The 13269-nt window shown below is 39.4% G+C and carries 8 protein-coding genes and 2 pseudogenes; 6 read left to right on the top strand and 4 right to left on the bottom strand.

Annotation, left to right across the window (positions count from 1 at the left end; all coding sequences use genetic code 11):
- Positions 1–91 precede the first annotated feature (91 nt).
- From FKG96_RS27245 to FKG96_RS15690, 4 genes and pseudogenes are all read left to right on the top strand, one after another.
- Positions 92–197 (top strand): annotated as a pseudogene (locus FKG96_RS27245) (phosphopantetheine-binding protein); the annotation flags it as partial.
- An 818-nt stretch (positions 198–1015) separates the two neighbouring features.
- Positions 1016–1804: pseudogene (locus FKG96_RS27250) on the top strand (SDR family NAD(P)-dependent oxidoreductase); the annotation flags it as partial.
- Between the two features lie 10 nt (positions 1805–1814).
- Positions 1815–6098: a type I polyketide synthase gene (locus FKG96_RS15685; protein WP_130855983.1), complete on the top strand. Its 4284-nt coding sequence runs from the start codon at positions 1815–1817 to the stop codon at positions 6096–6098.
- Positions 6086–6388: an acyl carrier protein gene (locus tag FKG96_RS15690; protein WP_013666941.1), complete on the top strand. Its 303-nt coding sequence runs from the start codon at positions 6086–6088 to the stop codon at positions 6386–6388. Before FKG96_RS15685 ends, FKG96_RS15690 begins: the two co-directional genes overlap by 13 nt.
- A gap of 122 nt (positions 6389–6510) precedes the next feature.
- Here FKG96_RS15690 and cfa read toward each other — a convergent pair whose 3' ends face one another.
- The gene (gene cfa, locus FKG96_RS15695; protein ID WP_130855982.1) at positions 6511–7620 is read right to left on the bottom strand and encodes a cyclopropane fatty acyl phospholipid synthase; all 1110 of its coding nucleotides are present in this window, start codon (positions 7618–7620) and stop codon (positions 6511–6513) included.
- A 180-nt stretch (positions 7621–7800) separates the two neighbouring features.
- On the opposite strand from cfa, the gene FKG96_RS15700 reads away from it, so the two are divergent.
- Both FKG96_RS15700 and FKG96_RS15705 read left to right on the top strand, forming a co-directional pair.
- On the top strand, positions 7801–9267 hold the full coding sequence (locus FKG96_RS15700) for an MDR family MFS transporter (protein ID WP_130855981.1): 1467 nt from the start codon (positions 7801–7803) through the stop codon (positions 9265–9267).
- A gap of 128 nt (positions 9268–9395) precedes the next feature.
- Positions 9396–10397, top strand: a complete 1002-nt coding sequence (locus FKG96_RS15705; RefSeq protein ID WP_130855980.1) for a fatty acid desaturase — start codon at positions 9396–9398, stop codon at positions 10395–10397.
- An 86-nt stretch (positions 10398–10483) separates the two neighbouring features.
- Here the strand turns inward: FKG96_RS15705 and FKG96_RS15710 are convergent, their stop codons facing one another.
- From FKG96_RS15710 to FKG96_RS15720, 3 genes are all read right to left on the bottom strand, one after another.
- Positions 10484–11044 carry a biliverdin-producing heme oxygenase gene (locus FKG96_RS15710; protein WP_130855979.1) on the bottom strand — a complete coding sequence of 187 codons (561 nt, stop codon included), beginning with the start codon at positions 11042–11044 and terminating at the stop codon, positions 10484–10486.
- 178 nt (positions 11045–11222) lie between these two features.
- Positions 11223–11450, bottom strand: a complete 228-nt coding sequence (locus FKG96_RS15715) for a hypothetical protein (RefSeq protein WP_130855978.1) — start codon at positions 11448–11450, stop codon at positions 11223–11225.
- 478 nt (positions 11451–11928) lie between these two features.
- Positions 11929–13224, bottom strand: a complete 1296-nt coding sequence (locus tag FKG96_RS15720) for a S41 family peptidase (RefSeq protein ID WP_130855977.1) — start codon at positions 13222–13224, stop codon at positions 11929–11931.
- Positions 13225–13269 lie beyond the last annotated feature (45 nt).

Below are 13269 nucleotides of genomic sequence, written 5' to 3' on the forward strand. Positions count from 1 at the left end.
TATAAACGATGTTAATGAAACCTTAACAACGGAAATAACCCGGCAACAACCTGCGCTTCAGAAAGGTGATATCCAAGATATGATTCTAGGAATTGTAAGTGAGAAAACAGGATACCCAACGGAAATGCTCGGTCTTGATCTCGACTTGGAGGCTGATCTAAGTATAGATTCCATCAAAAGAATCGAAATAATCGGTGAACTCAAAGTTAAATTAGAGGCTATTATGCCTGGCGATGAGGAAAACCAAGAGCAAATGGAAAAGCTATCTGCGTTTAAAACCTTAAATCATTTGATCGATTGGATAGCCGCCAAACTATTAGCTAACGGTGAATCTAAAAGCCTTGCAGATAAAGAAAAGCCGTTCGTTGACACCTTACTTGGAAATAACGAACTTAGTGATACATTGAAACGGATCAAGTTTGAATTGACAGATGTTCATGCTTTATTAAAACAGGACTATCCTAATACCTTGCAAGGTGCAAAAGTTGCCATTACACGCGATGGGAATCTCGGTTTTCTGATTAAAGAGAAGCTGGAAGAACGAGGCGCAATTGTCGATATTGTACCACAAGAAAAAGACCTGGCAAGCTATGACGGACTGGTGATTTTAGATATGGTCGCATCTAATCACCGATTAAATATTATCGATGCCGTCCGCATGGTAAAATCGTTGGATATGAACCGTGTTAAGTGGGTTTATGTGTTATCTGATCACGGTGCTCATGTTGATAAGAATGAAGATCCCAAATTTCTACGAAGTTATCAGGGATATACGGGTTTTATTAAAAGTCTAGATAAAGAATATGATCAGGCAAAATGTCGGACCATTCATTTTATGAATGAAACAAAAGAAGATAAAATTCCTGACTTATTGATTGATGAAATGCTTTGCACGGATGAGCCATCAGTTATCTATTACAAAGATAATTTTAGACATGCAGTTAAAGAAACGAACGATCCTTTACAGACTGCAAACAGAAGTCCGTTTGTTATGGATAAGGATGCTGTTGTTCTTGTTTTAGGGGGTGCCCAAGGGATTACCGCCGCGTTAACTACACATTTAGCGAAGGAGTATCCTTGTAATTATGTGCTAGTAGGCCGGTCTTCATATCCGAGTGACGTGGACTCAAATCAGATTATCATGCAAAGCAAAGAGGAAATCAGAAAGAGCCTAATTGAGCAAGGGTATTCCAAGTCACCTGCAGAGATTGAACAAAGGACAATACAGTTGCATAAAACACAACAAATCCTAAGTAGCATGCAGGCTATTAGGGAACAAGGTGCAAATGTGAGTTATCATGCTGTTGACGTAAGAGATGAAGATGCGCTAGTGCTTCTGATACAGGAGCTCTATAAGAAATATGGCAGAATTGATGGCGTAATTCATGGAGCAGGTATTTTGGAAGATAAGTTATTTGAAAATAAAACGGCTGATTCCTTCGAACGGGTCTTTAGTACGAAAGTGACCCCCTTACGCGTACTCGCTGAACAATTGAGAAACGATACGCAATTTATTGTGTTCTTTTCCAGCATAGCTTCTGTTTATGGAAATAGAGGCCAAACAGATTATGCAGCGGCAAACAGTGTGCTGGATCATTATGCAGAGGTGTTACGAAAGAAAATGAAAGGTCGAGTAATGGCAATCAATTGGGGACCATGGAAAGGTGCCGGGATGGTGTCCTCCAGTCTCGAGAAAGAATACGAACGTCGGGGCATATCGCTAATTCCCTTGGAAAGAGGAAAAGAAACATTTGCCAATGAAATAAAATATGGAAATGAGAGTCGGGTTTTAATTATGGCATAGTTACGCAGAAATGAATAAAAAAGATATTGCAATTATCGGGATGTCTGCTGTATTTCCGGGAGCTCCCGATATCAATTCGTATTGGAATAACATTTTAAAGAAAGTTGATGCTACGGGACCCATACCGTCAAGTAGAATTAACGAGCGGTATTTTATTCCCGATGATGAATCCTACGATCGATTCTATTGCTCGCGTGGTGGCTTTATTGATGATTATGCGCATTTTGACCCCGTTACATTCGGTATTCTTCCACTTGCTGTAGAAGGGATGGAACCTGACCAATTACTCACGCTTCAGTTAGTTCATAGCGCTTTGGAAGATGCCGGTGTTTGGAAGAACAAATACAAACTTGATAGAACTTCTATTATCATAGGAAAAGGCAATTACGTGGGGCCTGGGGCGACGCGAGCGGTCGAAGTTGTACATGTAGCAGAGCAGCTGGTGAATGTTATACGGCACTTAATGCCAGATTTAAAAGAGGAGGAGATCAAGCGGATAAAAAAGGAGTTCCAGAAGAAAAAAGGGCGCTTCACTCCGGATACTGCGATGGGCCTCATACCTAACCTGATTGCTTCATTAGTGGCTAATCGTTTTAACCTAGGAGGAGCCGCTTATACCGTTGACGCTGCCTGCGCAAGTTCGTTATTGGCTATAGACCATGCCGTGAACGAATTAGTAAACGATCGATCGGATATGGTCATTGCCGGAGGTGTTCATGTCGGCCAAAACGCCACATTTTGGAGTATTTTCCATCAATTGGGAGCGCTTTCCAAACGGCAGCAAAGTAGGCCGTTTGATAAGGACGCCGACGGATTAATAATTGGTGAAGGTTGTGGTTTCGTAGTCTTGAAAACGCTCGATAAAGCATTATTAGACGGTGATCGGATTTATTGTGTCATAAAAGGTGTCGGTATAAGCAGCGATGGTTCGGGAACGAGTGTCATGAGTCCCTCCACCAAAGGACAAGCGAGGGCAATCGAACAGGCATGGCAACAAGCTGGTTTGTCTGTTAACGATATCGGTTACTTAGAGGCCCATGGTACCGCCACGGTTATTGGCGATCGTACTGAACTGGAAACGCTTAAATTGGTGTTTGGTTCGGCTAGCAAAGGGAATAAAGCAAAAATCGGGAGTGTAAAATCCATGATTGGACATGCGATGCCCGCGGCTGGCATTGCCGGTGTAATAAAAACGGCTCTAGCACTGTATAATGACACGCTTCCCCCTACCTTGCACTGCGATTCACCTATTGAGGTTTTGGCCGAAACTCGATTTGAACCGGTAAATGAACCGATAAACTGGTCTAGCAGCGGTTTACCGCTAAGGGCCGGTGTAAATGCCTTCGGTTTTGGCGGCATCAATGCGCATGTTGTATTGGAAGCTTTTACAGTAAAAAATACGGTACATCAGGCCAAGCGAGTAGCAGAGGATGAAGTGCGAGTATTGGCACGAAAAAGTGTGGATGAATTAATATTAGCGCTAGAAAGTGGCAGCAATGATATAGGCGATGGTGATTTTCGCATAGCAGTTTTTAATCCAACGGTAGACCGGATTAAAAAGGCGATCAATATCGTGACTAAAAATAAGCCCTGGCGTAATAGACAGGATATATGGTATACAAATGCGCCGCTACTACGCGGAGAGAAGAAAATTGCTTTTCTATTCCCCGGTCTAGATGGCTTATCATCGGGCGAAACCGAAAGTGTTTCCAAATACTTTAAAATAGAGCAGGAGTTTCTACTTGAAGATTCTATGCATGATACAAAAGTTTTTGTTTCTGCCTTGAATCAACTTCAAAATAGTAGAACGATTGATCTAGCGATGAAAAAACTCGGGGTTGTACCGGATATCAATGCAGGACATAGCATGGGCGAGTGGCTGGCGGCCATGTCAGCAGGTTTGGTTACAACGAGTTCTGTCAAACATTTAATAACAAAGCTTGATCCTCAATTGTTTGAAGTAAGCTATGCCAGGTTTATCGCAGTTGGTTGTAGTTATGAACGTATTAAGGGGATTTCAGAAAAAATTCCGTCCCTCTATTTAGCAAATGACAATTGCCCTCAGCAAGTAATACTCTGCGGTACGTACGAAGCAATTGAGCAGCTCATTACGGAATTGAAGGTACACCAAATTTTTCATCAGGTTTTACCATTTCAATCCGGTTTCCATAGTCCTTTTATTAAAGATAGAGTGCCTCAAATATTAGAAGGCATCGAAGAAATAGATTTTTTAAGGGTAAAGATTCCAGTTTGGTCTGCCACAAACCTGGCCCCTTACCCTGATACAGTGGAGGCGATAAGACAACTTAATGTTGAACATTTAATACAGCCGGTTAGATTCAGGGAGCTTATTGAAAAATTATACCATCAAGAACAAGTGCGTGTTTTTATCCAGATTGGAGCAGGCGGCATAACAGGCTTTGTTGATGATACCCTTAAAGGAAATCCATATAATGCTTTATCTACTACTTCTCCCTATCGAGATGGATTATCTCAGTTGCGAAGAATACTTGCCTCATTGTATGTCGACGGTAAAGAAGTCGACTTAGATTTTTTAGGTCTTCAAACAAAATCACAGAAGAATGCATCTGTTAAGTTAAATCTTGGTTCACCGCTTGTAAGCACGTGGGATTTTCCGATCCATTCATCGTTTACAAAGCCACCTAAAGATACCGGTTATGTGAGAACACAACGAACGGTAAAACATCCACTTGCGATGGCTGTGATGGACAATATGGAGGAAGCGATGGGTATGTATTCGGATCTGATCGAACTGATTGAAAACAAGGAGTTTTCGAATCCACTACCACAGTGTTTTAATAGGTTTGGAACCGAATCTCATGTGCCCGGGCATTTTGAAACACCGTTCAATATTTCGCTAGATCAGCATCCCTATCTTATAGACCATGCACTGGTAAAACAAAAGCCAGGTTGGCATTGTCCGGAAGATATGGATCCGGTAATTCCGATGACAATGATTTTGGAATTGCTAGGTGAAGCTGCTTTTAATCACGAAAGACAACGAAAGTTGAGCAGAATACAACAGATCCGGGTTTTCCAATGGATGAATGTGAGTAAGCCGTTCAGGGAAAAAGTAGTTGGTGAGAGGAAAAATGACTCTATATGGAGCGTCCGTATTGATAAGTATGCCGAGGCGGAAGTTGTATTAGCTGAAAAATTGGAGAGCTCTTCTTTGCAACTGTTAACGGTGGGTAATTTATTGGATATACAAATTGATCCCGTAACCATTTATGATCGACACATGTTCCATGGGCCAGCTTATCAAGGTATAAAAGCTGTCAATTCTATTGGTGATAAGGGAATAAGGGGAATAATCGTTGGCAGTGGAGGAAAAGGCTCACTGCTAGATAATGCCGGGCAATTATTCGGCTTATGGTTGCAATTAACCTTAAAGGTGAATAAAGTTGCATTTCCTATCAAAATCGATGAAATTATATTTTATCAGGATTTCGCTGATCAGACAGGCGAATTCGAATGTACGTGTTCGCTAACGGACATCAATGATGAAACGGCTACTGCCAACTTTCTGCTTAAAAGAGACGGAAAGGTCTGGGCGGTGATTAATGGATGGCAGAATATACGGTTGGAGTTTGACGAACGCCTATGGCAAGTGTCTATGTCTCCTAAATTCAACCTATTGTCGGAGGAGATATATCCGGAGGTATTCAAATTTCACAAGGCTTACCAAAAAGTTATTTCGTGGGATTTTATTGCAAAACGTTACTTGCCACTAGCGGATCGTAACTTCCTAAACGGCTTAGCGCTTAACAAGAGAAAGAAATGGTTAGTTAGTCGTGTTGCCCTAAGAGATGCGATAAGATCATTACTCTTAAGAGAAACGAACACTGCCTATTACCCCATAGAATTTAGTATTGCTAAACTTGCTACCGGACAGCCCGTTATACAAGGGCCTTTAGCTGCAGATGTTCAGATCTCAATAGCACATAAAAATGATGAAGCCGTAGCCATTGCACGACTCGGTAAACCTGTTGGAATCGATATGGAAGAAATCAAGTCGAGAGGGGTGGGTTTTGAAGAAATCGCCCTGACGGCCAACGAACGACTTTTGTTAAAAGGAAAAAAAGATCGGGACGAGTGGATTACGCGCTTTTGGGTAGCAAAAGAGGCTTATGGGAAGTCAATTGGGAAGGGCTTGGCTGGCAATCCAAAGACTTATCAAGTAGGTGCAATTGAGGGGGATGAGCTGATTATTGAAAGTATAAAAGTTAAAACAATTAAGTACAACAATTATATCATAGGATGGACACTGTAGAAAATTACAACAAACTAAAAAGTGAGGAAATCTTTAGCTTATTGAAGCAGTTTATAACAGATATTATCGGTGAAGAATTTATTGAAGAAATGGACATCTCGATGGAAAGTTCTTTTACAAAAGATTTAGAGATGGATAGTATTGAGATCGTCTCTTTTTCGGAAAAAGTAAAAGCACATTTTGGAGAGGGTATCGATTTTACCGGTTGGCTCTCTGGCTTGGATTTGGATCAATTGATTGATCTAAAAATAAAGGACATCGTAAATTATATACTTTCTTCTCAAGTTTAATATTCCATTTAATCCGTAGGATGTCTGGAAGTCGCTACGCTGCCAACGTCAGGGTTCTTTCATTACATGAACTAAACATGTCGGTCACAAAGACGGCTTTTAGACATCCTCGGAATGGGCTCTTAACGTACAGAGAAATAGCGGGCTATATTCCCTTTTTTTGATAAGACCAATTGCCAAACATTATTATGACGGGCTTTAAACGAAGCTGCACTTACATTTAAATAATACAGCCACATCCTGTAAAAGAGATCGTCATAACTGTTTTTTATGCAATGCCAATAGTTTTTAAAATTTTCTTGCCAGGCATTCAGGGTCAACTCGTAATCAGGACCAAAGTTATGCCAATCTTCCAACGTGAAATAAGGTTCCATGGCAGCGGTTAATTGCCTTGGTGAAGGTATTAGTCCGTTTGGAAATATATACTTATGTATCCACGGATCAGTTGCTGTTGAAGCCTCGTTTCCACCAATACAATGAAGCAGAAAGAGACCGTTGGATTTTAAACAATTATGCACTGTTTGCATAAAGATGCGATAGTTTTTGTATCCGACATGCTCGAACATTCCAATGGAAACGATACGGTCAAATTTTTCATCCAAGTCGCGATAATCCTGCAATCTAAATTCAACAGGCAACTTATGGCACCATGTCTTGGCAAACTCAATCTGCTCCGCGGCAATGGAGATTCCTGTTACGGTAACACCATAATTTTCACTTGCAAACTTTGCAAAACCGCCCCAACCGCAACCTATATCCAAAACAGTTTGACCGGCGGATAAATCCAGTTTTTTACAAATAAGATCTAGTTTTCTTTCTTGGGCCTCCTCTAGAGTCTTGGCATCTTTCCAATAGGCACAAGAATACATCATCGTTTTTCCGAGCATATATTGATAAAGTTCGTTGCCAATGTTATAATGCTTTAAGGCTACATCTATCGATCTTTTCTTATTCTGTAAATTAAATAGCCTTGATTTCAGATAGTACCAGAATAGGGTTGGTTTTCTTTTAAATTTGTCACTTAAATTAGCTTGGATTAAACGATATAAGAGTTCCTCAATATCGTTTGAAACCCACCAGCCTTGCATAAATGACTCACCTAAACCGAGCGAACCTCGTTTTAGAACTTCTTTATAGAATCGACTGTCAACAACCTGTAAGTCGTGGGGTCTGGAACCGTTAATCTGTATATCACATGGTGCTAAAAAATCGTTCAGTAAATCTCTTAACATAGCGTTCAAGTTAAATTAGTTCAGTTAAGCAACTATGTTTTTAACAGTTAAAGGGGTAAGATGTTTATTATCGGGTGAAGTTCTCGAGAATAAAGCGCCGATTAATCTCAATATAAACCGGCATGAGATATGAAGTTGATCAACTAGAGTTTATATACGATTTGAGTATCTTTGCAAAACATGTTAATAAACAGGTCCTTTGTACTCGCTACATTAATGATGGCTACGTCCATGGCCGCAATTGATAGTAGCATTGTAAACGTTTCTTTGCCGGTAATGCGAAATGATTTCGGGGTTGATCTTAACCAAATTGAATGGGTAATCACTGCCTATATGATTTCGTTCTCGCTTTTTATACCCTTGACGAACTGGCTAAAGAAACGCTTTGGTTACTATTATTTGTTTCTTGGAAGTATTGTCATTTTTACCCTTGGTTCCTTATTGTGTAGTCTCTCGGTAAGTTTGGACATGCTAGTTATTTCCAGGATAATACAGGCTATAGGCGGCGGATCGCTATCCCCCACTTCGCTGGCAATTTTAAGCGAGACCTTTCCGAAAGAAGAACGCGGTACGGCAATTGGTTGGTGGGGAATGGGAAATGTGATGGGCCCCGCCTTGGGCCCAACACTTGGTGGAGTACTCACGCACTACTTGGGCTGGGAATCTATTTTTTATATTAACATACCGATCGGGGCTTTAACGATCTTTTTTTCAATACGTTACTTAAGCTTTTTAAAGCGGCAAGTTGATAAGGAAAGTAGGTTTGATGTAAGGGGATTTATATTCTTTTCAATCTTTATTATCATTTTACAATACACGATATCGACGATCAGTAAGCAAGGCTTTTTATCTGTTTCATTTTTCGTTGGCCTCCTGATTACACTTTTGATGCTGTACTTCTTTGTACAGTCAGCAAAGAAGCCCCAATCACTGCTCGACCTGAATGTTTTTAGAATAAGGCAATTTAATGTTGCTGCTACGATAACGATTATTCGATCTTTGGCTCTTTATGGCGGCATGTTCTTTTTACCTTTTTTGCTTCAGGGACTGTTAGGTTATACCGAAATTGAATCCGGGTTGTTAATGCTGCCAAACGCATTAATTATGCTGGTAAGCAGGCCGTTATCGGGTAGATTAGCCGATAAAGGAATGATCCGAAATATATCAATTAGCGGTATTTTAATTGTATCTATTTCTTTCTTTATGCTGGCTAGAATTGATATCGGTGTTTCCGTATGGTTTATTTTGTTTACGATGGCGATAAGAGGACTCGGCATGAGCCTACTGGTAGCACCGGTTTCTACAGCACTTCTCAATGCTGTTAAACCAAATCAGACGCAAACTGCAACGGCGCTGAACAGTTTGTTCCTACAGGTAGGAGGCTCCATTGGAATAGCCGTAAGTGCAGTTATACATACATTTATATATGATCGTTATTTGGAAAACCAATACCCCGATCAGGTAGCGGAACATTTCGCCTTGCAAAATAGTTTTCTAATAACGGCCGTTATTATCCTGCTAGCTGTTTTGCCTGCGCTAAAACTGCCGCAAAAATCGAGTCTTATCTATATGCTTCGCAATAGAAATAGGGATAAAAAAGGAGATATAAGTGCTGAGGAAAAGGCTAATTTATTGAATAAGAAATGATTGTATGTCGATTAATCGTTTTGATTTCAAAAAGAGAAATAATTTCGTGAATTTTTACAAAAAAATTGCATTTCTAATACTTTTGCAATATCTTACACGTTATTAAGAATAAACCCTAATGTGTATAAATGAGTAAGAAAAAGAGCTTTAGCTGGTCGGAAAATTGTGAACCGCATAAACTTAGAACCAAAGAAATCATATCCAGTCATCCCGAAATTCGACATTTAATAGGTAGAAATCCGTATACCTTTTTAGTGATAGTCCTATGTGTAGGTATACAAATAGCCATGTCATGGATTTTGTATGATGAATCGTGGTGGTTTATCTTCCCATGTGCTTATTTAATTGGTGCTTTTGCATGTCATACTTTATTTATTTGTATTCATGAATGTTCACACAATTTGATCTTCAAAAATAGAGTGCTTAACACACTTTCAGGCATTTTTGCAAATTTACCCCTCGTATTCCCAAGCTCAGTATCCTTTCAGAAGTATCACTTGAAACACCATGCTTTTCAGGGCATCGAGGAATTGGATGCTGATATGCCCAGTGAATGGGAGGCAAAGCTGGTTAACAACTCTACGCTGGGAAAAGCACTATGGTTACTTTTATATCCTATTGTTCAAGCATCGCGCTTGGGACGGATGAGCAAAGAGATTAAGATGTTTGATAAATGGGTAGCGTTGAATTATCTCGTACAGTTCATCTTTATGGGTTTGATTTTTTATTTCTGGCAGTGGAAAGCAGTGGTTTATTTAGTCGCCAGCTTTTTTTTCTCGGTAGGGTTGCATCCACTTGGTGCTCGGTGGATTCAAGAGCATTTTTTAACCCATGATGAAGATCAGGAAACAAAAAGCTACTATGGGGTATTAAATGTTGTCAATTTAAATGTCGGCTATCATAATGAACACCATGACTTTCCATCAATTCCATGGAACAATTTGCCAAAAATTAAGAAAATTGCAGGTCCTTACTATGACTCCTTGGGCCATCACAGATCTTATACGCGTTTATTATTAAGGTTTATTTTTGATAGAAAATTGTCACTTTATTCGAGAATGGCACGTGATAACAGAGGGAAAACAAAGGCTACCCCAAGCAATAGCAAATCAGTTGTCAACGTAGAATAATCGGATTATAACGGTTACCTTAAGTAATAAACAGAAAGGCCGAAATAATTTCGGCCTTTCTGTTAGGTTTTAAAATCATTTACGCGTTAAGCCACTTCTTCGCGTTCAAATGTTCTTCCAAATAGCGAAAAAGTGTTGTTGGCGGCTTTAATGGCTAGGTTCTCCTCTCCTTCATTTTTAGCGTGCGCATTTAAAACAGTTACAAATATGCTCCATTTCTGTGGGGTTTCTGCTCCATAGCCTGAAAAGAAGGACAATCCCCTTGTTATGCCAAGCTTTTCAAGCATTTTAACAATGATACTTCCTCCCATAATTGAACCTTCTAACACATATAACGCACCTAAGGCTTCTTGAACCGTTGTTATAGTTGGAGCTTCTACTTCAGGTAGCTGATCTGTGCTTTCGCCTAAATCTTCTATATCGGCTTTTATGTAGCCGGAATTTCTTCTTTCTTTATAATCCGGTAAAACAGCGTCTGTAATATAGGGCTTGATAACCTCTTCTACCGCATTAAAATAGGCGTAGAAAAATTTTAGAAATTCAGCATAATCCTTATCACCGTTGATTGCTTTTAATTTTCTCACTACTACGCCTTCCAATTGTTGATGAGGTGCTTTTGTAGCTTCTTTTATTTTAGTACTTAACATATTTTGTTATTCGTTATTTGTTGTTAATATGACCGATAACCGATATCTAATTAAACGATCGACTGAAACAAAGATTGTAAAATTTGAAAATAAAGTCTGTATGCAATCCGCTTAATTTTGTATCAATTTCGTCGACGGTTGACCTACGGCTGCAAGTGAAAGAGGACGTTTTTCTTACCTAATTTATAACTATCTTAAGTAAGACGGAAGTAAACTCCGGTAAGTTTTTAATATCTTTAGGTAACATTAAATTAAATATGGCCAACTTTGCAATAACTTTTTGTGCGTTCGTTATAAACGCAAGCACTTTTACTGTAAACAGTACTGCTATTATTGCAGAAGTATTTGCATTTGTTGCAGCTTTACCTAAAGTTGTCATAAACTCACATAATTTTGTTGCAACCATTCGTAAGTTTCTTATAGCTGTAACCATGTTCATAGGAGCTCCATGGAACACTATAATAAAGTTGCGAACCTTTGCTATAAAAACAACTAAGTCTTTTGTAGCTTAACGAAAGTTAATTGCAAAAGCGAAGGTTTTTCTAACAAACGCAGCTACTTTTGTTGCAAATTAGATCGACTTTGTTGGAAAGCAATCGACTATTGCTGTAAACTTACACACCTTTATCTTAACTGTCGTTGTGTTTGCTTCAAGCTTGGGTAAATAAATCAGTTTAGCGACGGGCACCGCCTTAACCTAACCACGTTTACTTGTTTTCAAAGGAGTTCATGAGTTCATCGTTTCGCTCTTCGGTTTTGCGCATGTTTGGATTAAACCAAAGCGATAACAGCGAAATCGTTGAGTCAATATCACTTCAATTCCCCTTGCTTTTACCAGCCCATCTGTAAAGGCCTTATTAGCATGATGGCAACTGGCGCAATGTTTATTTCAGCTTGAATTGCTTTTTATATATAGGTATATAATTTCCCGATAGGCTCGTTTGAATTGTAGACGAATTTTCTTTGTTCATATCCTCGTGACCACTGCTTGTAAAAGATTTTCGATTTGAAAAGCTGCTCGAGTTGAAGCTACCTCCTATTACGGAAAGAGCGGTATACAATCCTGGTTCATCTAGATTACCCAAGGAAGTATCGGTAGAAAAAGTTATTGTCACATCTGGTTGCATCCCTTCAAAATAATCATACCAACCCACGGCATTTTGCAAAATAAAACTGCTGAGATAAATGGTATAAGAACCAATATGAACACCAAAAAAGCCTACCGGTTTACCATATGTTTTTTGGCCAATAAGCTTAACATCAAAGTAAGGTTTTAAACTACTGATCAATAATTCACTGGCTGAGGCGGTATTACCGGAAATGATAAAATAAACATTGTTAATCGTTTCGAGATTGCCGGCTTTTTGAAACAGAATGGTATTGAAGCTTTTGCTATAGTTCACATCCGCCATGGTAGCTAAACGCCCTTTATAGCGCACTGCGTTACCATTGGCATCTCTATATAATTGATTTTTAAGGATGGTGGCCTTTCCATTTTGCATCAGGTCATTAAATTTCTCACTGTACATGACCTTTCCGGTTAAATTGGAAGGCACGATTAAATTAGCCAGGTATTCGGCAGTCTCAACATAACCACCCCCATTTGATCGAAGATCAATAATAAGGCCGGTAATCCCTATTTTAGCGAAGGAAGCGAAAATAGCATTCAATTGCTCTTTAATGGCAGTAAGAGCGGGAAAAGAGGCCAGGGAAAGATAGCCGATTTTTTTATTATCAGTTTCAACAACCTTATATAGAGGCATGAACTCCGAACCGGTGTTCGCTATAGTGGCCATTGTTGAGATGCCATTGTTTGGAGTTCCCTGCTCCAAGTATGAATATTTAGGACTGCCTGCATATACAGGCAACTCATAAGAATTGCCTGTTTGAGGGTTGACGTTCATCTGTGAAATATCGTATAACTCCGATTTATAAGCCCTTAATTCAGGACTGACAGCCTCGTAACGATTTCGAGGATCAAATTCAGTATAGCTGGGCAAAGTTTCACGCCATAAATACACTTGTTTTGCGTAAAGGAAAATAGAATCCAATGTAAACTCCACCGGTGTACCGGTTGTTGGCGAAACTACTTCGTCTGTTAATCCTAAATCCTCCTTTTTACAGGAAAAAAGAATTGTTACTAAAAACGGATAGCATAATATCTTGCTAATTAGACGCATGAATTGTTTCTTTTCTCTTTAGTAGCCATTCAATGATATTCATAT

The organism is Olivibacter sp. LS-1, from assembly GCF_008245145.1.
Classification (GTDB): domain Bacteria; phylum Bacteroidota; class Bacteroidia; order Sphingobacteriales; family Sphingobacteriaceae; genus Olivibacter; species Olivibacter oleidegradans.